The sequence below is a fragment of the Edaphobacter modestus genome, assembly GCF_004217555.1.
GTDB lineage: Bacteria > Acidobacteriota > Terriglobia > Terriglobales > Acidobacteriaceae > Edaphobacter > Edaphobacter modestus.
In genome coordinates this window covers 2,401,097-2,423,941 of sequence record NZ_SHKW01000001.1, presented here as the reverse complement: position 1 = coordinate 2,423,941, position 22,845 = coordinate 2,401,097, and the positions used below count along the sequence as shown (strand labels likewise).

22 protein-coding genes are annotated in these 22,845 nt (G+C 59.5%); 16 read left to right on the top strand and 6 right to left on the bottom strand.

Annotation, left to right across the window (positions count from 1 at the left end; translation table 11 throughout):
* Positions 1-70 precede the first annotated feature (70 nt).
* The 5 genes from yoaA to BDD14_RS10210 all read left to right on the top strand — a co-directional run bounded on the left by yoaA (position 71) and on the right by BDD14_RS10210 (position 4,646).
* Positions 71-2,119 carry a DNA repair helicase YoaA gene (gene yoaA / locus BDD14_RS10230; protein ID WP_130418720.1) on the top strand — a complete coding sequence of 683 codons (2,049 nt, stop codon included), beginning with the start codon at positions 71-73 and terminating at the stop codon, positions 2,117-2,119.
* Positions 2,120-2,127: 8 nt separating this feature from the next.
* Positions 2,128-2,373 (top strand): hypothetical protein, encoded by a 246-nt coding sequence (locus BDD14_RS10225; protein ID WP_130418719.1) that lies wholly within the window; start codon positions 2,128-2,130, stop codon positions 2,371-2,373.
* Between the two features lie 97 nt (positions 2,374-2,470).
* On the top strand, positions 2,471-2,848 hold the full coding sequence (gene queD / locus BDD14_RS10220; RefSeq protein ID WP_130418718.1) for a 6-carboxytetrahydropterin synthase QueD: 378 nt from the start codon (positions 2,471-2,473) through the stop codon (positions 2,846-2,848).
* Positions 2,849-2,856: 8 nt separating this feature from the next.
* Entirely contained in the window at positions 2,857-3,540 is a 684-nt protein-coding gene (locus BDD14_RS10215; protein ID WP_130418717.1) for a 7-carboxy-7-deazaguanine synthase QueE, read from the top strand.
* A gap of 44 nt (positions 3,541-3,584) precedes the next feature.
* Positions 3,585-4,646, top strand: coding sequence for a purine nucleoside permease (locus BDD14_RS10210; protein ID WP_130418716.1), 1,062 nt, complete (start codon positions 3,585-3,587; stop codon positions 4,644-4,646).
* Here BDD14_RS10210 and BDD14_RS10205 read toward each other — a convergent pair.
* The 4 genes from BDD14_RS10205 to BDD14_RS10190 all read right to left on the bottom strand — a co-directional run bounded on the left by BDD14_RS10205 (position 4,643) and on the right by BDD14_RS10190 (position 8,244).
* Complete coding sequence (locus BDD14_RS10205) at positions 4,643-5,107, bottom strand: DUF1440 domain-containing protein (protein ID WP_242617860.1); 465 nt, start codon at positions 5,105-5,107, stop codon at positions 4,643-4,645. The two genes, BDD14_RS10210 and BDD14_RS10205, sit on opposite strands and share 4 nt — an antisense overlap.
* 90 nt (positions 5,108-5,197) lie before the next feature.
* Positions 5,198-6,712, bottom strand: a complete 1,515-nt coding sequence (gene mctP, locus BDD14_RS10200; protein ID WP_130418714.1) for a monocarboxylate uptake permease MctP — start codon at positions 6,710-6,712, stop codon at positions 5,198-5,200.
* 119 nt (positions 6,713-6,831) lie between these two features.
* Positions 6,832-7,389: a hypothetical protein gene (locus tag BDD14_RS10195; protein ID WP_130418713.1), complete on the bottom strand. Its 558-nt coding sequence runs from the start codon at positions 7,387-7,389 to the stop codon at positions 6,832-6,834.
* 60 nt (positions 7,390-7,449) lie between these two features.
* Positions 7,450-8,244 carry an enoyl-CoA hydratase/isomerase family protein gene (locus BDD14_RS10190; RefSeq protein WP_130418712.1) on the bottom strand — a complete coding sequence of 265 codons (795 nt, stop codon included), beginning with the start codon at positions 8,242-8,244 and terminating at the stop codon, positions 7,450-7,452.
* 101 nt (positions 8,245-8,345) lie between these two features.
* Here BDD14_RS10190 and ribH point away from each other — a divergent pair, with 101 nt between their 5' ends.
* Positions 8,346-9,233 carry a 6,7-dimethyl-8-ribityllumazine synthase gene (gene ribH / locus BDD14_RS10185; protein WP_130418711.1) on the top strand — a complete coding sequence of 296 codons (888 nt, stop codon included), beginning with the start codon at positions 8,346-8,348 and terminating at the stop codon, positions 9,231-9,233.
* The gene (gene nusB / locus BDD14_RS10180; RefSeq protein ID WP_130418710.1) at positions 9,233-9,655 is read left to right on the top strand and encodes a transcription antitermination factor NusB; all 423 of its coding nucleotides are present in this window, start codon (positions 9,233-9,235) and stop codon (positions 9,653-9,655) included. Before ribH ends, nusB begins: the two co-directional genes overlap by 1 nt.
* Positions 9,656-9,734: 79 nt before the next feature.
* Here the strand turns inward: nusB and BDD14_RS10175 are convergent, their stop codons facing one another.
* Complete coding sequence (locus BDD14_RS10175; protein WP_130418709.1) at positions 9,735-12,176, bottom strand: hypothetical protein; 2,442 nt, start codon at positions 12,174-12,176, stop codon at positions 9,735-9,737.
* A 165-nt stretch (positions 12,177-12,341) separates the two neighbouring features.
* On the bottom strand, positions 12,342-14,381 hold the full coding sequence (locus tag BDD14_RS10170; RefSeq protein ID WP_207231712.1) for a prolyl oligopeptidase family serine peptidase: 2,040 nt from the start codon (positions 14,379-14,381) through the stop codon (positions 12,342-12,344).
* 697 nt (positions 14,382-15,078) lie between these two features.
* On the opposite strand from BDD14_RS10170, the gene rpsL reads away from it, so the two are divergent.
* From rpsL to rplB, 9 genes are all read left to right on the top strand, one after another.
* Positions 15,079-15,462: a 30S ribosomal protein S12 gene (rpsL, locus tag BDD14_RS10165; protein WP_014263802.1), complete on the top strand. Its 384-nt coding sequence runs from the start codon at positions 15,079-15,081 to the stop codon at positions 15,460-15,462.
* Between the two features lie 84 nt (positions 15,463-15,546).
* On the top strand, positions 15,547-16,017 hold the full coding sequence (gene rpsG / locus BDD14_RS10160) for a 30S ribosomal protein S7 (protein ID WP_130418707.1): 471 nt from the start codon (positions 15,547-15,549) through the stop codon (positions 16,015-16,017).
* 90 nt (positions 16,018-16,107) lie between these two features.
* The gene (fusA, locus tag BDD14_RS10155; RefSeq protein WP_130418706.1) at positions 16,108-18,204 is read left to right on the top strand and encodes an elongation factor G; all 2,097 of its coding nucleotides are present in this window, start codon (positions 16,108-16,110) and stop codon (positions 18,202-18,204) included.
* 72 nt (positions 18,205-18,276) lie between these two features.
* Positions 18,277-19,464 (top strand): elongation factor Tu, encoded by a 1,188-nt coding sequence (gene tuf / locus BDD14_RS10150; RefSeq protein ID WP_130418592.1) that lies wholly within the window; start codon positions 18,277-18,279, stop codon positions 19,462-19,464.
* A gap of 69 nt (positions 19,465-19,533) precedes the next feature.
* A complete protein-coding gene (gene rpsJ, locus BDD14_RS10145; protein ID WP_013581294.1) occupies positions 19,534-19,851 on the top strand; it encodes a 30S ribosomal protein S10 in 318 nt (105 codons plus the stop codon).
* 91 nt (positions 19,852-19,942) lie between these two features.
* Positions 19,943-20,683, top strand: a complete 741-nt coding sequence (gene rplC / locus BDD14_RS10140; RefSeq protein ID WP_130418705.1) for a 50S ribosomal protein L3 — start codon at positions 19,943-19,945, stop codon at positions 20,681-20,683.
* Between the two features lie 156 nt (positions 20,684-20,839).
* A complete protein-coding gene (rplD, locus tag BDD14_RS10135) occupies positions 20,840-21,514 on the top strand; it encodes a 50S ribosomal protein L4 (protein ID WP_130418704.1) in 675 nt (224 codons plus the stop codon).
* Entirely contained in the window at positions 21,514-21,807 is a 294-nt protein-coding gene (locus BDD14_RS10130; protein ID WP_130418703.1) for a 50S ribosomal protein L23, read from the top strand. The genes rplD and BDD14_RS10130 overlap by 1 nt, the downstream gene beginning before the upstream one ends.
* A gap of 126 nt (positions 21,808-21,933) precedes the next feature.
* The gene (gene rplB / locus BDD14_RS10125; RefSeq protein WP_130418702.1) at positions 21,934-22,758 is read left to right on the top strand and encodes a 50S ribosomal protein L2; all 825 of its coding nucleotides are present in this window, start codon (positions 21,934-21,936) and stop codon (positions 22,756-22,758) included.
* The last annotated feature ends 87 nt before the right edge of the window (positions 22,759-22,845 follow it).

The window sequence follows — 22,845 nt, the reverse complement described above, 5'->3', positions numbered from 1 at the left end:
CGGCTCAACCCAACCTGTCTATTATAGAAACCAGCGAGCCTTTTGCCGCTTCTTCGCCCCAACTTCATTCATGTCCGCGCCTTCGCCCATCACGATTCTTCCCCCGGCTCTCCAACCTGGAGAGCACCTGCCGTCGCTGCACGAGTTCTTCGCGCCGGGTGGGATTCTCTCGCGCTCCTCCCTCGCCTTCGAGCACCGCCGGGGACAGTACGAGATGGCGCGCGCGGTCGAAAAGGCCTTTCACGACAAGCGTCACCTGATCGTAGAGGCCGGCACAGGAACCGGAAAGACGCTTGCTTACCTTCTGCCCGCGCTGCGCAAGGCGCGGGAACAGCAGCAGCGCATCATCATCTCGACCGGGACGAAGAACCTGCAGGAACAGCTCTTCTTCAAGGACATTCCTTTCCTCGAGTCGCTGCTGGGACCGCTGAAGGTCTGCTACATGAAGGGCCGCGGGAACTACCTCTGCCGACACAAGCTCTATGCCCTGCGCGACAATCCGTTGCTCAATGGCCTCGAGGAGATCGAGCAGTTCCACCACATCGCGGCATGGGAGAAGACGACCGAGACCGGCGATCGCGCCGAGATCGACGCTCTGCCCGAAACGTCCGCGCTGTGGCACAAGATCGACGCACGCACCGAAGCGTGTCTCGGTCAGAGCTGTCCGGACTGGGAGCGGTGCTTCATCACGGCGATGCGGCGCAAGGCGCTCGAGTCCGACATTGTCATCGTCAATCACCACCTCTTCTTCGCCGACCTCGGCATCAAGCAGCAGGCAGCGAACGCGCCCGATGCGGGAATTCTGCCGGAGGCTGCGGCGGTCGTCTTCGATGAGGCGCACGAGCTCGAAGAGGTTGCGTCAAACTACTTCGGAATCGGACTCAGCACCCAGCGCGTCGATGAGCTGGTACGCGACGTTGAGATCATGCTGCGGGCGAAGCAGGCTTCGACTTCGGCGATCGAGAGCGCCTGTTCGACGTTACAGAATCGCTCGCGGATGTTCTTCTCGGCGTTGCCAGATGATCCGAACGGCGCAGGCCGCATGCCATTTTTGAATCGCCCCGATTTTCTTGAGGAAAGTGGAGACTATTACACCGCAACCCTGAACGCTCTGACGCGCCTTGAAGGCGAGCTCGAGCGTGTGAAGAACGTCGAAGAGTCCTCCGGTCTGCGCAAACGCGCCGCGGATATTCGTGCGCATCTCGCCTTCCTGCTTGAGTCGACCGATCAAAATACCGTCTTCTGGATTGAGCGCCGCGCCACGGGTGGAGTACGAAGTTTTGCGCGTGGCCACGGCCATACAGCCTTCAATACGCACCTGCAGGCGACGCCGATTGATGTCTCAGAGCTGCTTTCGACCGCTCTCTTCGACAACTACTCGAGCGTGGTGCTGACCTCTGCGACGCTGACGGTTTCAGGCGGTTTCGACCATATCCGCAAGCGTTTAGGCCTCATCACGGCCCGCGAGCTGATCGTACCCTCGCATTTTCAGTACGAGCGGCAGGCACTGCTGTACCTGCCGCCAAGCATGCCCGATCCGCGCGAGCCTGACTTTACTGAGCGCGCCGCAGAGCGCATCCGCCGCGTGCTCGAGATCACTCGAGGACGCGCCTTCTGCCTGTTCACGAGTTACAACCAGATGCGCATCATCTACGAGCGCATGCTGGCCGAACTGCCATATCCGCTGCTGCTGCATGGAACAGCGCCTCGGCATGTTCTGCTGCAGCAGTTCCGCGAAACCCCGAATGCAGTCCTGTTCGGCACTTCAAGCTTCTGGCAGGGCGTGGACGTGCAGGGCGAACAGCTCAGCTGCGTCATCATCGATCGTCTTCCATTCGCCGTTCCCACCGATCCGGTCGTGGAGGCACGGATGCGCGCCATCGAAGAGGCTGGAGGGAAGCCGTTCTTCGACTATCAGATTCCAAATGCCGTGATTACGCTGAAACAGGGGTTTGGACGCCTGATTCGCTCGCTGGACGACCGCGGCGTGCTGATGCTGCTCGACCCGCGCATTCAGCGGCAACGCTACGGGCGCATCTTTCTGGAAAGCCTTCCACCTTATAGGCGAACCGACGACATAGGCGAGGTCGAGCGTTTCTTCGAACCCGCCGTAGAATAGAGGCATCGATGGGACGCAATCTATTCATTCTCGCCGCGACGCTCTTTGCGCTTGCTCTTATCTCCTGCGGCATTGCGTATACCAATATTGCGCAACAGCCGGGTTCGCCGGGGGATGTCGCTTTGTGGCGGACGACGGGTCTCGCCCTGCTCGTAATTGGGCTGTTCGTCGCGCTTGCGGGCATTCTCTCCTCGTTGTTCGAGCAGGCGGAGCGCCGGGCTGAAGAGGATCGCCGCCACCGACGTAAGCACTAAGCCAGGGCAGAAACGGTACAATAAGAGCAGGCCCGGCTGTGTCCAGCTTCTTCCTCTCTTATCCTTGCGCAGCCCGCTGAAAGGTACTGGAAATACCATGTTCGAAGTCACTGTAGAAGCTGGATTCTCCTCCGGCCACTATCTGCGCAACTATCGCGGCAAGTGTGAGAATCCGCACGGTCACAACTACAAGGTCTTCGTCACTCTGATCGGCGAAGAACTGGATGAGGCCGGTCTGCTTCTTGATTTCAAGCTGCTGAAGCAGGTGATGCGGCCTGTGGTGGACTATCTCGATCACCAGATGATCAACGAACTTGAGCCCTTCACCACCTTGAACCCCTCGGCCGAGAACCTTGCCCGCTACTTCTACCAGGAGACGGCAAAGCAGCTTCACGAGATGACCACTGGTCGTGTGCGAGTCAAAGATTGCACCTTGTACGAGACCGACACCAGCTTCGCGCGTTATTACGAGTAAACCCGCTTATGCACCTGATTGAGCTTTATAAATCCGTGCAGGGCGAGTCGTCCTTCGCCGGAGTGCCGTGCATCTTCGTGCGTCTGGCAGGGTGCAACCTGCGCTGCGCGTGGTGCGATTCGGAGTACACCTTCAGCGGAGGCAAGCCGTTTACGCAGGATCAGATCGTCGCGGAGATCGAATCGCTGGCTCCTTGCAAGCTGATTGAGTTCACCGGCGGAGAGCCGATGCTGCAGGCGCGTGAGCTTCTGCCGCTGATGGAGCGTCTGCTTGCGGAAGGCTATACCCTGATGATCGAGACATCGGGCGAACGTCCTCTGGCTGAGGTTCCAAAGGCCGTGCACAAGATCGTCGACGTGAAGTGTCCCGGCGCCGGCGCCGCCGCGAACAGCTTCCGCATGGAGAATCTCGACGCGCTGACGGAGAAGGATGAAGTGAAGTTCGTCCTCTCGGACCGCGCCGATTATGAGTTCGCCCGTGAATTCATTCGGGAGAATGCTCTTGACCGGAAGGCGGGGCAAATTCTGCTCTCCCCTGCTTTTCAGAAGACTCCGAGCCCTCTGCGGACCGCCGACAACATGGCGCTCGATCCGCGTAAGCTGGTCGACTGGATGCTCGAGGACGGATTGCCGGCGCGCCTCTCGCTGCAGATTCACAAGTTCATCTGGGAGCCGCAGAAGAAGGGCGTATAGGGTCAAGCTTTCCTGCATGCTCCGTGCCTGAGCTAACATCAGTTATGCGACTCCTTGCTGCTCTTTTCTCGCTGCTTATGACGACGTGTGTCTTCGCCCAGGTCCCCCAGAAGCCCATCGAAGTAAAAGTCGTCGTTGTGAACATGTTCGAAGTGGGTGCCGACACGGGCGACGTCCCCGGTGAGTACCAGTACTGGGTGGAGCGCGAGCATCTCGACACCGTGCTGCCTTTCCCTGAGGGCTATCACGACCTGCGGATGAATAAAGACGGTGTGCTGGGTGTGCTGACGGGAGTGGGCACGGCGCGGGCGGCAGCCACGATTATGGCGCTAGGCAGCGATCTACGGTTCGATCTCTCTCACGCTTACTTTGTCGTCGCGGGCATCGCTGGAATCGATCCGAAGATGGGCTCGCTCGGCTCGGCGGTGTGGGCCGACTATATCGTCGACGGCGATCTGGCCCATGAGATCGATGCGCGCGAGATTCCGAAGGACTGGAAGACCGGCTATGTTCCTCTGGGGAAATCGACGCCATACGAACAGCCGCGGCAGGCTCGATTCGGTGACGACGGCAATGTCTATCATTTGAATCCGGCGCTGGTGGACTGGGCCTTCGGGTTGACGAAAGACATCCAGCTTGAAGACACCCCTGGGATCCGCGAGAGGAGACAGCAGTTCGCACCGGAGGCGGCGAAGCGTCCTCCCTTTGTGCTGCGGGGCGGCAATCTGTCCGCCTCTACCTTCTGGCATGGAAAGCTGATGAACGAGTGGGCGCACGACTGGGTGAAGTATCAGACTGACGGAAAGAGCACCTATGCAGTCTGCGGGATGGAAGATACGGGAACCTTGCAGTCGCTGACCTGGCTGGCGAAGGCAGGTAAGCTCGACATCAACCGTGTTCTGGTGCTGCGGACGGCCTCGAACTACGACCAGCAGCGTGAGGGTGCGACCGCTGCTGAGAGTCTGGCCGAGACGAAGATTCGGCAATACAGCGCCTACATGCCGTCGCTCGACTCCGCGTACCGCGTCGGCCATGTGGTGGTGGATGCGCTGGTCTCGAACTGGAGCGAAACCAGAGACCATCTGCCTGCGCTGAAGGAGCGCTAGTCGATCATGCGACGAACGATGCTTCGTACGGTCTCGGTGACTACGCCGTAGACGATGTGAGAGGCGAGCTCGCTGGTGTGCTCGCGCTTGGTCTGCGCCTCGGGCCTGGCGGCAAAGCCCAATACCGGGAGCGTCCTGTCATGCGCAAGCGCGACCAGCGCCATGCCGAAGCTGGCCCCCTGTTTCGAGGTGGCGGGAGGATAAAACTCAACGAGTGCACCGTAGGCCGCTCCGACGGTTGCGCCGAAGCCCCATTGAATAGCCTCCTGTGCGGCGAGGTTCTGTCTGAACGCAAGCACGCGGCCTCCAGGCTTACTCGTGAGCACCTGTGGCGGCTCTGGTTCGCCGTGCGGCCGGGGCGGATAGATTTTTTCGACTGCAGATTTAGCTGCCGTAGCGACGATTCCACCCAGCAGTCCGGCAATGGCGCCTTTAGCGATGGAACGGGTTCGTGTGCTCACTGGTTCACCTCGATGGGCGATGTCAGGCTAGTAGGATGCTTGCTCGATCGTAGCGGCTGCGCAAAGATTTAAAACTCACCGGAACGCAGTTTATCCGACGTATGCGGAGGCATCTGTGGAATCGGAGCCGGAGTTGAGGCCAGCCGAGCGAAAGACAAGGGTCAGCAGAACCGAGATCGCCAGATTGAGTAAAAGCGCAGGGACTGCAGCGTACATCGCCCAGGTTCCACCCAGCCACGCAGGCAGATGCAGTGGGTAGACGGAGCTCTTGAGCTGCAGTGAGGCGGCCATCGCGGTCCCCGAGGCCATGCCGGCGGCCCATCCGACGACCAGGGCCCAGGGATGAAACCATCGTGTGAAGACGCCGATGACGATCGAGGGGACCAGCTGGCACATCCAGATTCCGCCCAGCAACTGCATCTCGATTGCATAAGGCGTCGGGAGATAAAGAACGAAGATAAGGGCCCCGAACTTGACCACGAGCGAGACGATCTTTGCCATGGCGGACTCTTCGCTCGGCAGCATCTTGCGTCCTACGAACTCACCGTAGAGGTTGCGGGTAAAGAGATTGGAGGCTGCGATCGACATGATGGCTGCGGGCACCAGGGCGCCGATGGCGATTGCAGCGAGGCAGAAGCCCGCGAACCACTCCGGGAACGACTTCAGGAACAGCAGAGGAACCGCAGAGCTGGTGTCCTTCGTCTGAATGCCCGCGGCGAGTGCGAGATAGCCGAGCAGAGCGACGAGGCCGAGAAGAAAGCTGTAAGCCGGAAGCATGGCGGCGTTTCGGCGGATGACATTGGGGCTGCTGGCCGAAAGCACAGCGGTCGCAGTATGCGGGTAGAGCATCAGCGCAAGCGCCGACCCGATTGCGAGTGTGGAATAGCCGAGAAACTGACCGGGCTTGAGAAAAATGGTCGCAGGGGGCGTGTGAGTTGCGAGCGCCTGATTGGCGAGCTGGAAGACTCGCGCGTATCCACCGAGCTTGATGGGGATGATGATCAACGCCGCCAGCACCATGATGTAGAGCATCATGTCCTTGACGATGGCGATGACGGCTGGCGCGCGCAGGCCGCTCGAGTAGGTATAAGCCGCGAGGATGATGAAAGCAACCGCCAGCGGCCATTCGCCATGCAGGCCCATCGCGGACATGACCACCTTCATGCCAACCAGCTGCAACGCAATGTAGGGCATCAGCGCCAGGACGCCGGTCAGGGCGATGGCGACGGTCAACCAGCGATTGCCGTAGCGGCCCCTGACGAAGTCGGCGAAGGTGACATAGCCATGCCGATTACAGACGCGCCAAAGACGAGGAAGCACCATCATCATGTAGGGGTAGGCGATGACCGCGTAGGGAACCGCGAAAAAGCCCATCGCTCCCGCGCCATAGAGCGCCGCGGGCACGGCGATCACGGTGTAGGCAGTGTAGAGATCGCCGCCGATAAGAAACCACGTGATCCAGGTTCCGAAGCTGCGTCCCGCCAGTCCCCACTCTTCAAGGGAGGCCATGCCGGCCGCAGGTCGTCGCCACCTCGCTGCCCAGAAACCTGCCAGGGTGACCAGTAAAAAAAAGAGGCAGAAGACAGCGAGCGCGGTTGAATGCAATCAGCGGACCCCCAAATGATGTGGAACAAGAAAGATCTTAATGCATGGACGTATTTCGAAGCGTAGGGAAGACGAGCGAATCGAGAATCCCCTCTCTGTCCTGCTACTGCTGATTCGTATTAAAGTCCGCGGCCGGTGTCGGTCCACTCATAGGCGACAACCCCGAGGTCTCCGAGTGTTTTAAGAACGGTCTCCACGTTGCGCCGTACCTCCGCGCGCGCTTTTATCGGAATCTCGTGGGCTTCTTCCACGGCCACGACACGGCCGTAGGGCCACGCGCTCTCAGGGATGGCGTTCAGCGCAGTCGGCAGGTCGCTGACACGAACGTCGAGATTCCGGCGTCGCGCGCCAACCGGCCGCAGCATGCCTCCCTCTCCCAACCCGCTGGTGTTGGCATCCGCCATCAGAACATGAAGCGTGACCATGCCGCCCTGGACGGTGAGGTAGGGATTCTCCCAGGAAGTGAGGCTGTGGACCGCCATATAACGGGTCTTCGAAGGTGGCGGAATAAGCTCCATCTGCTGGCGCGCCGCATCGAGGGCGTCCTGTCGTGGCTGTGGGGGGGGTGACGCTGGTCCCGAGAGGGAGCTCCTGCTGCAGCCGGTAAGGACGAGTGGGAGGGCGAGGGCGCTGGCGAGCACGATCCGGAGGGAGGATCGGCCGATGGGGGTATGCATGTCGGATATCAGAATACCAAGATTTAGATTGCCCTTGCCGGATCCAGAGTTGCTTTCGGGCTATCGGCCTGTCCAGGAAGGAGATCGCTTCTCCAGGAAGGCGCGGGTTCCTTCGGCCTTGTCGCAGCTGTCGCAGAGATGTCCGAAGATGCGGCTCTCCAGCCGAAGAGCCGAATCCAGATCACGCCCCGCGCCTTCATGGACGGCTTCCAGGCAGCCTGCGATCGCCAGCGGAGCCATGGTCAGGATGGACCGCGCGAGCTGCCGTCCTCGCGTCAGCAGGTCCTCCGGTGGAACGACCTCGTCGACCAGTCCAAGCCGAAGAGCCTCTCCAGCGTCGAGTCTCTCGCCGGTGAGCAGCAGCTTCAGGGCGGCAGAGGGCCCGATGAGCCGAGGGAGGCGCTGCGTTCCCCCATAGCCGGGAATCAGACCAACTTTGGGCTCGGGCAGGCCGAGTTGGGCCGTGCTCGCCGCAATTCGAAAGGTGCAGGCAAGCGCGAGCTCGCAGCCGCCTCCAAGGGCAAAGCCGTTAATCAGGGCAATGACGGGTTTTCCGCAGGTTTCGATCTGTCGAAAGATGGCCTGACCCCGGTGAGACAGGGCCTGACCTATGGTGCGGCTGATCTCGGAAAGTTCGTTGATGTCGGCGCCAGCCGCAAATGCCTTTTCTCCAGCTCCGGTAATCAGAATGACGCGGACCTCATCCTCCTCCGCCAACTCCGCAAAGATGTTCTTCAGGTCAGTGAAGACCTGCGAGTTGAGAGCATTGAGAACCTGAGGGCGGTTCAGCGTGACGAGGGCAATCTTGCCTTCAATGTCACAGAGCAGGGTTTTGGAGACGAGGGCATCGGACATGGAACTCCTTCCGGGGTCTGCGAACTGGTTCTGTCATGCACGCGTCGACAAGGCTATTACGATCCGCGGCCCCTTTGAACGATAACGATACAATCGATCTTATGATCAAGGGAATGACGCTGGTTCGCGAGGTGGCCTCTGCCGACGCGCTGGACAAATTTGGCCGCCTGATGCTGGCTTTAGGCTTTGAACAGGGGAAGGGCTGGCAGGACGATACCGGACGCGGCACCGCGCTTCTGGCTCCAATGGGAAACCTGGAGCTGATCACTGGCAGAACGCCCGCCGTGCCTCCGATCCTGATTGAGGTCGCAGGGCTGGATGCGATCCATGCGGCGGTAGAGAAGTGGATGTTGGCGAACTACCGTACGGAAGAGATCTCCACTCTTCTGACATCGCCCGAGCTTACGCACTGGAACAGCCGCCTCTTTACCGTGAAGCTGCAGGATGGTGCCTCGGAGGGCCTGGTGCTGGGCTTCTGGCAGTCGGAGAACCCTCTGCACGGAAAGCCCGCGGCGATTGAGGGCGATCTTTCTGCCCAGGGAATGCGATTTGCCATCGTGACGGCCCGCTGGAATGCGGTGATCACAGACCGGCTGTTGCAGGGCTCGCTCGATGGCCTGTACCGCAGCGGAGCGGCGAAGGCCGATGTCGAGATTGTGCGGGTGCCGGGTGCCTGGGAGATTCCTTCCGCGGCGCGAACCCTTGCGGAATCGAAGCGCTTCGACGCCGTCATCACGCTGGGATGCCTGCTGCGCGGCGAAACGGCGCACTACGAGGCGATCTACAACGAGGTGGCTCGGGGAATCGGGCAATCGCAGCAGGAGACGGGCGTTCCCCATGCCTTTGGGGTGCTGACCTGCGAGACGCTGGAGCAGGCGCTGGACCGCGCGGGAGTGAAGGCAGGCAACAAGGGATTCGAGGCGGCGATCGCGGCGATCGAGATGGTCTCGATTCAGCGGAAGATTCGCGCGGAAGAGGATGGAAAGTAATGGGAACACGACGCAAATCGCGCGAGCTGGCCATGCAGATGCTCTTTCAGGGCGACCTGGGCAAGCAGACGCCGGAGCAGGTCGCGAAGCTCTTCTGGGACTCACGCGACGACGTCGACGACGACACGCGCGCCTTCGCCGAGGATATTTATCGCGTGGCCACTGCGAAGCAGCCGGAGATCGACAAGCTGATCGAGGCGCATGCGCAGAACTGGCGGCTGGAGCGGATGGCGGTCGTGGATCGCAACCTGATTCGCGCGGCGGTGGCTGAGATGATGGGAAATCCGAATACCCCTGCGGCCATCATCATCAACGAGTCGCTCGAGGTGGCCAGAAGGTATGCGGCTCCCGAGTCGATCCATTTCCTCAATGGGGTGCTGGATGCGATCGCGCGCGATCTGCTGAAGCAGCGGTTGGCCTGATCGAACAAACAACCTGTGGACAACAAGAAAGCCCTCTCCAACGGAGAGGGCTTTCTTGTTGTGGGTTGCGCAATGCCTCTTACGAGGTCGCCTTGCGTGGATGCTGGACAACCAGGTTTGGGGTGACAATCGTCGATGGACTGTCGGTGAGGTTGATGTACAGCGGCAGGTTCGGGGTAATCGCCTGCGCCGGAGTATCGGTCAGGGTCTGGGTATTGATGAGGTGGACTTTGTTGTCGCCCGAAGTGCCGACATACAAGGTCAGATCGTCGGAGCTGATTGTGCCTGCAACCGGTGCTGTCGCTCCGGTCAGGCTTACCTGGGTTATGGCCCCGCTGGCCGGGGTGTATGCCGGAAGCGAGCCGTTGCCCGTGGTGCCTGTATAGGTGACAAAGGCAAGACTGGAGTTGGAGGCAGGAATGACGCCGGTGATCTGATCCGCAGTCACGCCTAGAGGGACCGTATTCGGAGCGTTTCGATTGGCTTCAAAGTAAGTTGGATCAATCGTCAGCGGGCAGGCGTTGATGGGTAACCCACCCGGCTTGAAGGCCACGTCGGTCAAGTTTCCGCCGTTAGCGATGGTTGCACCGAGAATATGCAGTCCATCATTCGTTGCTGCAAGACGGTCTGTGGGCGCTGTAATACTATCCGCCAGCGGATAGTACGCATTGCCGGAGACGACCTGAGCCGCTCCTGTTCCTGTGACGGTGGTGCTGGCGCAGTAGCTGCGTCCGGTGGTGGGAGATCCTGCCAGATAGGCGCCGACGCTCGGAACCGTGATGGCTACATCGGAGGCGGGAGCGGGAAGCGTGATCTGGGACCATCCGGTAAAGGTCGAATGAACGAGAAGCTGATTGCTCGGCGTAATCTTATCCGGATTCGTCGGATCGGTCGGGTCCGGAGTTCCCAGCGTGATGTAAACCGTCTGATTGTCCTGCGTGAACTCCGCGTGAGTGGCGACACCTCCGTAGTTTGAGGTAGCCGTCGTGGTTGTTGTGCCGGTAGTACTGGTAGGAGCCGCCGTCGAGTAAAGGTAGATCAGTTGCTTGCGTGGGTCGGAGACGATCAGTGTTGACCCGTCAGGAGAGACCGCGAGCGCCTGCCCAGCCACGGAAGGGTCTTCACGGGAGAGGCTGTTGGTGGTGGCGTTGAAGATCATCAGCTCCGTGGGGGTTCCCATGTAGATCGAGCTGCCGTCGTTGGAGATGACCATGGAGTTGGGAGCAAACGGAAGGCGTACCGGAGCTCCGAGCGTGGGATTGGTGAAGTCCACGGGAAGGATGTAGCGGGACTGGGTGCTTCCGATCCAGAGCAGGGTGCTGTTTGTGCCCGGCGTGGTGACGGCAACAGGGTTCGAGGCGACAGGCTTACCGTTGCCGAAGAGACCAATCGCATTCTGGGGAGAAGGATTGCAGGTAGGCGGCTGGCAGAGTGCCGTGATGGAGGCCGCGCCGGGGAAGACCGGCGTAATGGTTCCTGTAGACGCGACCGGGATTGTAATGGGAGTCGTCGAAACGAAATTGAGGGTGAGACCGGTCAGCGTGGTTCCGTTCTGGTCTTTCGCGATTGCGGTAAGGGGCTGGGGCGTGTTCTGGTTGACGACAGCACTGGTGACGTTGCCGCTGGTGCTGGGAACATTCAGGGCGATCGATACCGGGGCGCAGGTGGAGAAGAATCCCGCACTGGATCCCGCCTGGGTAAGATCGGCGCTGATGACGGTGGAGCCGGGCTGTTGCGCGGTGGCGACGCCGTTTTCGTCAATCGTGACGAGGGAGGTCGTCTGCGCGGCGAAGTTGAGGTGTCCGACCTGGCAGGTGATGTTGTTGCCATTGGTGTCGTAGGCGCGTCCGACGAGCTGGCGGCTCTGGGTCTGCGAGATGCAGGACGTTCCATCGTATGGAGCGGCCGTGACCGTGGCCTGCTTCGAGAGCTGGCAGCAGTTGGAGGACTGGTCTGCGGCTTCTACGGCGCTATCGGTGGCGGCGCAGGCGGTCGTTGGATTGCCGAGGGTAACGCTGGTGACCTTGGGGTGGATGAAGATCGGCAAGGGGTTGCTGTTTGCGCCCCCGCCACTGGCAACCACGTAAACTTCTCCGGACTGTCCCGTCACGTTGCAGGTTGTGTAGTCGGGAATTCCGCCGCCGGTATTGCGGTTCCAGTTGCCGGCGCAGAGCTTGCCGGCGTTGACGCCGGAGGGAACGACGTCCGCGATCTGCAGCAGGGCGTTCGACTGGTGGCCCGTGGCATCGAAGACGCCATACGTGTAAGCCGACACCGTGACGGCCGTGCCATTGCAATCCGTCGCCTGGGGCGACGAGACCTGACCGATCTGGCCCTGGTTCAGAGAGATTCCAAAGATTCTCGGAAGCAGCGTGATGGTATTGACCTGGCCGACGATAGGACCGGTATCGCCGCCGCCGCAGAAGACGGTTTTGGTGCCGCCCTTGGAGCAGCCCGATATCGAAATGCCGAATGGGATCGTGAAAAGAAACAGAACCGCTAAAGTAACAAACCGACGCATTGAACCTCCCCGTTCAACCGGAACGCAAGCTGAACGGTTTCACCGCATACGCTGAATTCCCGAGGCTTCAGTGTATAAAGCCGAAGTCCCGGAGGCAAATGAGAGAGCTGTCTTTTTCGACGCGGTAGCCGCTGCTCTGTTGCGGCTGCCGCGCATTTTGTTTTTTTAGTTCGCCGGCATCTGGGTTTCAAACCAGTTCAGGGCGCGCTCGAGCACGTCGCGCCTGTGCTCGGGGGCACGGAACGAATGTCCTTCGTTAGGGTAAACGACAAGCTGCGTCTTGACTCCCTGGGCTCGAAGCGCATGCCAGAACTCGAAGCTCTGGGGTGCGGGACACTCTCCATCGCGGTCTCCGACCACAGCCAGGGTCGGTGTCTTCACCTTCTGGATGAATTCGATCGCTGAGCTCTTGGCATAGACCGCAGGATCGTCATAAACGCTCGCTCCGAAGAATGGAATCATCCACTGATCGATCGAGTTTTCACCGTAATAGCTCTTCCAGTTGCTGATTCCGGCTCCCGCAACCGCTGCGTGAAACCGTGTCGTCTGCGTGACGGTGAACATGGTCATGAAGCCGCCATAACTCCACCCGGTGAGACCTTCGCGATTCTTGTCGATGGGAAGGCGGGCTTCAAGAGCGTCCATGCCGGCGAGAATGTCGCGCAGGTCTCCGTAGCCGAAGTCTTTAATGTTCGCCTGGGTAAACTTCTCGCCCTGGCCGTAGCTGCCGCGCGGGTTGGGCATGAAGACGAAGTAGCCGAGCGCGGAGAAGGGAACTCCACCATAACCCACGCTTGGCCAGCGCGGTGTGACCGCTGAAGAAGGCCCGCCGTGCACGCTCACGATGAGGGGATACTTCTTCGACGGATCGTAGTTCGCGGGATAGAGCAGCCATCCCTGGACGTGGAAGCCCTCGTTGGTCCACTCGAGGTTCTCCGTCTTGCCCCACAGAGGCTTGATGGAGTCATTGAGGTGCGTAATCTGTTTGAGGTTCGATAGGGAACCAGCCCATACCTCGGGCGCATTGCCGAACGAGCTGCGGATAAATGCGACGTTCTGGTGTTTCGAAACGGAGATGCTCATCACCAAGCTGCCCGAGCCGATGGATTCAGGCAGAGTGAGATTGAGCTTTGCGTTATCGGTGCCGGAGTTTACATCGAGCGCCGTAATGTGGCTCGATCCGCCTACGTGCTCGCTGACGCCGAGAACCTCGGGGCTAACCCAGTGAAGGAATGCGACAGAAGCTGCCCGATTCGGGGTGATGTTTTTTGGTTCGCCACCGGTTGAAGGGATGAGGTAGACGTCGCCGCCGGTCGAGCCCTGATCACTCATAAGGCCGCCGACGAAGGCGATCTGCTTGCCGTCAGGAGACCATCGGGGAACTGCAATCTGCAGATTATGGAGCGAGCCGGTGATCTTTGTGGTGTCGAGGATAGAGCGAGGCTGGCCGCCTGCGATCACCTGCGTGTAAAGCTGCGCCACCCACCAGTTATTTTCGCCTGGGGGATTCGCGGCGACATAGGAGAGTTCCTTCGAATCCGGAGACCAGTTGAATTCGTAGACATGCAGATTGGCTGGTGTGGCCTGCACGAAAGACCCATCGCCAACGTTGGATATGGCGACGCGTTGCACTTCCACGCCGTCTTCGCCGATGACCCCGGACCATGGCTTCATCGCCGCGAGAGCGCCGGCGGAGCGAGTTGCGTTTTCGACGAAGAGGAAGCCAATGGATCGGCCATCCGGTGACCATGCCATGTCGTCGATGGTTCCCGCGACGTGCGTCAATTGGCGCGATTCCCCGGTCTTCTTTGACCAGAGGAAGATCTGAGGCTGTCCGGTGCGTTCGGAGGTGCAGGTCGAGGCATAAGCGAGCGATTGACCGTCGGGAGACCATACAGGTGCATCGTTATCGCAGTTCGCTGTATCGGAAGGCCTGATCGTCAGCTCCTTCGAGGGCGAAGGGGCAGAGACGTCGCTGAGGTGAACTTCATAGTTCTTGCCGGTACGGACGGACCACGCCACCGTCTTGCCGTCGGGGGAGATGTCAGCTTCAGAGGGGATACGAGTCTTCCCCAGGGTTTCCAAAAGAGCGTCGATTCTTGGATCGGAAGCTGCTGGCTTTGCGGAGGTTTGCGCAAAGGAGAAGACAGCCAGGGGAAGAAGAACGAGCAGAGGGGCGGTGCGGCGCATTCGTGCAAACATCATGGCGATTAGGCTAGCATTCTTGAGGGCCAATTCTTGAAGGCCATTCGTTCGATAAATACTCGCAAACACCCTTGTCGATCCTTGTCCCCTCCCGACTCGCCCGGCTGGTTCCACCATCTCATCCGGTTTAAAGAATTTTCGGCTTGATGAATGCCGACGTTCGAGATGCGTTTCTGTCCGTAAAGTAGTTGACCGCGAAAAGGGAACTTGCTATTCTCATAAGGTTCCGCGAGTGTCCGGAACACGCTGACGGCAACGAAGGCGTGGTGGGCGGAGAAAAGCCCTGCAAGTTTCACGGTTTCCCGTCCCGGATTAAGGACGGGAGAAGCAGATTTGCGCTATACTGGATACTAGAAAAAGAGAACCGCAGGGCGACCTGATATTTCAGGAAGCGGATAGTCTGCGGCCCATCGATTACGTGCCTGCGACACCCTCCACCTTGGATGGGCTATGTGGGCCGGAACAGCGAAACGGAGTTGGGCAGACTCGAGGGCGAAAGCCTGATTCGGGTAGGCAGACCCGGCCACCGTCGACTGTTTTCGTCTGGTTGTAAAGGGTTCTACAGACGCGAAGCAGGGTTTCTTCGCCAAGGGGTGCAGCGTGCATCCTTGCCTTTGCGCGTGTAGCGCAAGGGAGTGCGGAAAGCTCTTATGCGCGCCTGACAAAAGTTTAGGTTTCGCAATACCAAGGAGTTCGAGTGCCTACGTTTCATCAGCTCGTCAAGCAGGGCCGCACGCCCACTCGCTATAAGACCGCCAGCCCCGCGCTGCAGGGTTCGCCCCAGCGCCGTGGCGTCTGCACCCGCGTCTACACCCAGACCCCCAAGAAGCCGAACTCGGCGCTCCGGAAGGTTGCCCGTGTTCGCCTGACTAACGGGATTGAAGTGACGACCTACATCCCGGGTATCGGCCACAACCTGCAGGAGCACTCGATCGTGCTGATTCGCGGTGGTCGTGTGAAGGATCTGCCGGGTGTTCGTTACCACGTTGTGCGCGGCACGCTCGATTCGGTCGGCGTGGCCAACCGCAAGCAGAGCCGTTCGAAGTATGGAGCGAAGCGTCCGAAGGCTGCGGCGAAATAAGCTGCGGTTCGATAAAAGTTGAAGTTTGAAAGCAGGTCCAGGGCTTGAGAGGTCGACGGTCCTGGAGGAAGAAGAGAAGAAGGAATGCCAAGAAAAGGTTACATCGCAAAGCGTGAGGTCGCAGCCGACCCGGTCTACAGCTCCACCCTGGTGACGAAATTCGTCAATTCCATGATGTGGGGCGGCAAGAAGTCGACCGCGCAGAAGATCTTTTATACCTCGATGACGAATCTTGAGCAGAAGGGCGGAGACGAGGCCCTGAAGCTTTTCAAGAAGGCCGTCGAGAATGTGAAGCCGCTGCTCGAAGTGAAGAGCCGTCGCGTGGGTGGAGCGAACTATCAGGTGCCGATCGAGGTCAATCCTGAGCGTCGCACCTCGCTCGCGATTCGCTGGTTGGTGACCTATGGTCGCGCTCGCGGAGAGAAGGGCATGGTTGAGAAGCTGACCGCTGAGCTGCTGGATGCGGCGAACGGACGCGGCGCGGCGATGAAGAAGAAGGAAGATGTTCACCGTATGGCCGAGGCGAACAAGGCCTTCGCGCACTATCGGTGGTAAAGAAAGATTCTCTGAGTAGGATCTTTTCTTCGAAGTTTTAGGTTCAACGCAGTTTTACCGCGGGGAAATCCCGCAGATGAGAGATCAATCGTGGCACGCACTACACCTCTAAATCGTTGCCGGAACATCGGGATTATGGCGCACATCGACGCCGGTAAGACGACGACGACCGAGCGCATCCTCTTCTATACGGGCATCACGCACCGTATCGGTGAGGTGCACGAGGGAACTGCGACCATGGACTGGATGGAGCAGGAGCAGGAGCGCGGCATCACGATTACCTCGGCCGCCACGACCTGCACCTGGAAGAACACCCGCATCAATATAATCGATACTCCCGGCCACGTGGACTTTACGGCCGAGGTGGAGCGTTCGCTTCGCGTCCTCGATGGCGCCGTTGCCTGCTTCGATGCAGTTGCCGGTGTGCAGCCTCAGTCGGAGACGGTGTGGCGTCAGGCCACGAAGTATAAGGTTCCCCGCATCTGCTTCATTAACAAGATGGACAAGGCGGGCGCCGATGCTGTGTATGCGACGTCGACGATTGTCGATCGTCTTGGAGCTCGTGCGGTTCCGATCAATATCCAGATCGGGGCGGAGGCGAAGTTCGCCGGTGTCGTTGATCTGGTGACGATGAAGGCGATTCTCTGGCACGACGAGACTATGGGCGCCGAGTATTCGGTCGAAGAGATTCCGGCCGAGTTGATGGATACGGCCACCGAGGCTCGCCACTTCCTGATCGAGGCGGTTGCGGAGCACGATGACGAGTTGATGGGTCTTTATCTCGAAGGTCAGGAGCCGACGGTTGAGCAGCTCAAGGCTGGCATCCGCAAGGCGACCATCGCGATGAAGATCTTCCCGGTTCTCTGCGGCTCGTCGTTCAAGAACAAGGGTGTGCAGACGCTGTTGGATGCTGTAGTTGAGTATCTGCCCAGCCCGCTGGACATTCCTCCGATCGTGGGTTCGAACCCCGATAATATGGAGGAGAAGATCGTCCGCAAGACCGACGACAGTGAGCCTTTTGCTGCTCTCGGTTTCAAGATTATGACCGACCCGTTTGTCGGGCAGCTGATCTTCATCCGCGTCTACTCGGGCACGCTGAAGACTGGCGACTCGGTTCTGAATCCCCGTACCGGCAAGACCGAGCGTATCGGCCGCCTTTTGAAGATGCACGCCAACAAGCGCGAAGAGATCACCGAGATCCTCGCGGGCGATATCTGCGCGGCCGTTGGTCTCAAGAATCTGGTTACCGGCGATACCATCTCCACGGACAAGGCTCCGGTGGTGCTTGAGTCGATCGACTTTCCGGCTCCCGTTATCGAGCTCGCGGTTGAGCCGAAGACCAAGGCCGACCAAGAGAAGATGGGCATGGCCCTGGCCAAGCTGGCGCAGGAAGATCCTACCTTCCGCGTGCACACCGATCCTGATTCCGGCCAGACCATCATCGCCGGTATGGGTGAGTTGCACCTCGAGATCATCGTCGACCGCATGATGCGTGAGTACAAGGTCGAGGCCAATGTCGGTAAGCCGCAGGTAGCCTATCGCGAGACGATCCGCGCCAACGCTGAGGCAGAAGGAAAGTACATTCGTCAGACCGGCGGTTCGGGTAACTATGGCCATGCAAAGATCCGTGTCTCGCCCAATGAGCCGGGCAAGGGCTACGAGTTCTCGAACGACATCAAGGGCGGCGTGATTCCGAAGGAGTACATCAAGCCGATCGATCAGGGTATTCAGGATGCGATGACTCGCGGCGTGCTTGCCGGCTACGAGATGGTCGACATTAAGGTGTCGCTCTATGACGGCAGCTACCACGACGTCGACTCGAACGAAATGGCGTTCAAGATCGCCGGTTCGATGGCTTTCAAGGAAGCAGCCCGCAAGGCGAAGCCGGTTCTGCTGGAGCCTGTCATGGATGTCGAAGTTACGGTTCCTGAAGAGTATATGGGTACGATCATCGGCGACCTGAACTCCCGCCGTGGACGCATTGAAGGCATGGAGATGGTCGGCGGAACCCAGGCGATCAAGGCGACTGTGCCGCTGAGCACCATGTTCGGTTACGCGACACACATGCGTTCTTCGACGCAGGGCCGCGCGAATTACTCGATGCAGTTCAAGCAGTATGAAGAAGCGCCGAAGTCGGTCTCCGAGGAGATCATCGCCAAGGTACAGGGTAAGGAAGCCAAGGTTTAGTTCGGGACGAAGTCCCTCGGTCGGAAACGAAGTTTGAAGAACTGAAGAAGTTCAAGAAATACGGAGAGAGCAATGGCGAAGGAGAAATTTGATCGTTCCAAACCGCATGTGAACATTGGGACGATTGGACACATTGATCACGGCAAGACGACGTTGACGGCGGCGATCACGAAGGTGTTGTCGAAGCACAACCCGAAGAACTCGTTTCGTTCGTTTGACACGATCGACAACGCTCCTGAGGAGCGCGAGCGCGGCATTACGATTGCGACCTCGCACGTGGAGTACGAGACGGCGAAGCGTCACTACGCTCACGTGGACTGCCCTGGCCACGCCGACTACATCAAGAACATGATCACGGGCGCGGCGCAGATGGACGGGGCGATTCTCGTCGTCGCCGCCACCGACGGCCCGATGCCGCAGACCAAGGAGCACGTGTTGCTTGCGCGCCAGGTTGGCGTGCCGTACATCGTGGTGTTCCTGAACAAGTGCGACGCGGTCGAGGACCAGGAGCTGGTGGAGCTGGTGGAGATGGAGGTCCGGGAGCTGCTGTCGAAGTATGACTATCCTGGCGACGACACCCCGATCATCCGCGGCAGTGCGCTGGGCGCGCTGAACGGCGAGGCGCAGTGGGAGGCCAAGATCGACGAGCTGATGGATGCGGTGGACAAGTATGTTCCGCAGCCTGAGCGCGCGGTGGATCTTCCGTTCCTGATGCCGATCGAGGACATCTTCTCGATCTCGGGTCGCGGCACGGTGGTGACGGGCCGTATCGAGCGCGGCAAGGTGAAGGTTGGCGAGGATGCGGAGATTGTAGGGTTCCGCGAGACGCGCAAGACGGTTGTGACGGGCGTGGAGATGTTCAAGAAGCAGCTGGACGAGGGTCTGGCGGGCGACAATGCGGGTCTTCTGCTTCGCGGTATCGCGAAGGAGGATGTGGAGCGCGGCATGGTGTTGGCCAAGCCCGGCTCGATCACCCCGCACACGGTGTTCAAGGGCGAGGTTTACGTGTTGTCGAAGGAAGAGGGCGGACGTCACACCCCGTTCTTCAACGGCTACCGTCCTCAGTTCTACTTCCGGACGACGGACGTGACGGGCTCGGCGAAGCTTCCTGAAGGCACCGAGATGGTGATGCCCGGGGACAACATCCAGCTGGAGATCACGCTGCACACCCCGGTGGCCATGGAGAAGGGCCTCCGCTTCGCCATCCGCGAAGGCGGACGCACCGTCGGCGCTGGCACCATCTCCGAGATCCTCAAGTAATTTCAGCGCCGCCTGCTTCGGTGGGCGGCGGCTCAACCCGTTCTTTGCGTAAGGAAAAGAGAGAAGACGATGGCAGGACAGAGAATCAGAATTCGCTTGAAGGCTTATGACTACCGCGTGCTCGATACCTCCACCGGAGAGATTGTCGAGACGGCAAAGCGTACCGGCGCGCAGGTTGCAGGGCCAATTCCGCTGCCAACGATGAAGAACAAGTACTGCGTTCTGCGTTCGCCCCACGTCGACAAGAAGTCGCGAGAGGCCTTCGAAATTCGCACGCACAAGCGCCTGATCGACATCCTCGAGCCGACGCAGCAGACGGTGGATGCGCTGATGAAGCTCGATCTTCCGGCCGGTGTTGACGTTGAGATCAAGACGGTGCAGAAATAGCTCGTTGGGCTCATAACCCAAAGGTTTGAAGTGAAGTATCAACCCGGCAGTGCTGAGCCAGATGCCAGCATGATGAGGAAAGGAAAAGAAGATGTCCGTATCAGGAATTCTCGGTAAGAAGATCGGCATGACCCAGATGTTCGATGAGAAGGGTGACGTCCACCCGGTCACCGTACTGAAGGCTGGCCCCTGCGTGATTACGCAGCTCAAGACGATGGCCAAGGACGGCTACGCCGCCGCCCAGATAGGCTATGTCGACTTCGTCAAGGCGTCCAAGGTGAACAAGGCCATGACCGGTCACTTCGCCAAGTCGAACGTTCCCCCGGTCCGCGTGATCAAGGAAGTTGCGGTTGAAACGCAGGCTGCAGTCAAGGATGGCGAGGAGTCGAACGGCGTCAAGGCCGGTGATCGCATTCTGGTAGACATCTTCTCCAACGAGAAGTTTGTTGACGTAATTGGAACATCCAAGGGACGTGGTTTTGCCGGTGTCATCCGCCGCCACGGGTTTGGTGGCGGTCCCAAATCGCACGGCCACATGTTCCAGGTGCAAGGTTCGATCGGTGCATCGTCGTTTCCCTCGCGTGTCTTCCCCGGCCAGCGTATGCCTGGCCACATGGGGCACGATCAGGTAACGGTCCGCAATCTTCGTATTCGTGGTATCGACCTAGACGACAACCTGATCATGGTTGAGGGAGCAGTTCCAGGGCCGCGTGATGGATATGTTCTGATCTCGAAGGCCAAGGCTCCGCCGCGCGAGCGTCGTGGTTTCGCCGGAGCGGGAACGCTTGATCCGCTGAAGGCTTCCAAGAAGGCTGCTCCGAAGAAGAAGTAGGACTGCGCGCCAGCGAAAAGCGCCTTCGGCGCAAAGGCTGAAGGCGCAGGCAGTGTGAATTGTAGGACTCTGCTCGGGAACAGACCGGTCAAAGCAGAGAAATAAAGTCAGGGCGCGCCACATCGATGGCCGCACAGAAAGAGAAGTTCAGGGACGATGGCAAACATCAATGTAGTGAATCTCGGTGGAACGAAGGTCGGTGAGTTTGAACTCGCTGATTCCGTCTTCGCCGGCGAGATCAATGACGCGCTTCTGTGGGAGGCGGTGAAGCATTACCGCGCTGCGCTGCGCCAGGGAACGGCTGCAACGAAGAACCGCAAGCTCGTCTCCGGAGCTGGAAAGAAACTTTGGAAGCAGAAGGGAACCGGGCGTGCTCGCGTAGGTTCGATCCGCACCCCGCTCTGGCGTGGAGGCGGTACGGTCCACGGACCTCAGCCGCGCAGCTACGAGTATGCCTTTCCGCAGAAGAAGTTGATGGGAGCCCTGCGTTCGGCGATCACGGCAAAGATCGCCGAGGGAAAGATCACCGTCGTCGATTCATTCTCGGTTCCCGAGGCCAAGACCAAGCTCTTTCGTCAGGCCCTGAACAAGCTCGACGCGGGCAAGACCACTCTGCTGGTCGAGACCAGCAAGAAGCTGGACGAAAATCTATTCCTTGGCTCGCGCAACCTGGCGGGTGTTGAGCTGGTGCTCAGCTCCGAGGTTCATCCGTATGACCTGCTCCGTTATGAGCACGCCGTCTTCTCCAGGGACGCTATCGAGGCCCTGCAGGAGACTCTGAAGAAATATGTTTCGAAGCGTAAGACCGCTTCGCAGAAGGAGGTCGCGTAATGCCGACCCTGTACACCGTCATTCGCCGCCCCTTGATCACCGAGAAGGGCATGGGCGTCAAAGAAACTCAGAACACCCTGGTCTTCGAGGTTGCCGAGAAGGCCACCAAGACCGAGGTCAAGCAGGCCGTTGAGTCCCTCTTCAAGGTAAAGGTCTCCGCTGTCCGCACTGCAATCGTCGAAGGCAAGGAGCGCCGCCGGGGCAAATTCTCCGGCTACCGCCCCGACTGGAAGAAGGCATACGTCCGCCTCAAGGCGGGCGAGAAGATGCCGGAATACCTCGACAGCCTGTAAGGCAACGAGTCATTAGCCGCCCCGAAGTAAAAGTCAAAAGAGGGCGACTGGAACAGAGTACGAAGTTTTGAACTAGCTGAAAAACCGGTGAGAGCCGGGAGCGAAAAGCTAGGAGCTAAGAAGAAGATGCCGATCAAATCTTTTAGACCGATTACACCATCGCTGCGCTTTATCACGACGTTGCGCAACGACGATCTGACGACGGACAAGCCGCATAAGCCTCTGCTGACCGTCAAGCAGCGCACGGGCGGCCGCAACTCGACGGGCGCGATGACGATCCGTCACCAAGGCGGCGGGCACAAGAAGAAGCTCCGACTCATCGATTTCAAGCGCGACAAATACGGAATACCGGCGACGGTCGCTACGATTGAGTACGATCCGAACCGCAGTTCGCGTATTGCGCTGGTCAACTACGCTGATGGCGAGAAGCGCTACATTCTGCAGCCGGTAGGACTCAAGGTCGGTCAGTCGATCATGAGCGGACCCGATGCCGATATCCTGGTTGGTAACGCGCTTCCCCTCAAGAACATTCCTGCCGGTACCACGGTTCATAACATCGAGCTCCGTCCTGGTAAGGGCGCGCAGATGGCTCGCTCGGCCGGCTCCTCGGCTCAGCTGGTCGCCAAGGAAGGCGACTATGCCCTCCTCAAGCTTCCTTCCGGTGAGACCCGTAAGGTGTTGGTGGAGTGCATGGCGACCGTAGGCCAGGTAGGCAACACCGATCACGAGAACGTAACCATCGGCAAGGCAGGCCGGAATCGCTGGAAGGGAATTCGCCCGGCCAATCGCGGTGTCTCGATGAACCCCGTCGATCACCCGCATGGTGGTGGTGAGGGTAAGACCTCTGGCGGTCGTCACCCGGTGACGCCGTGGGGTCAGCCGACTCGCGGATACAAGACACGTAACAACAAGCGGACCGACGCGTTCATCGTCAGCCGCAGATCTAAGTAAGGCGCTTTGCGTCAAAGCGGACCGATGTATTCATCGTGAACCGCCGCAAGCAAGTAAGAAAAGCTTTTAGCAGGAAGAGAAAAGCTT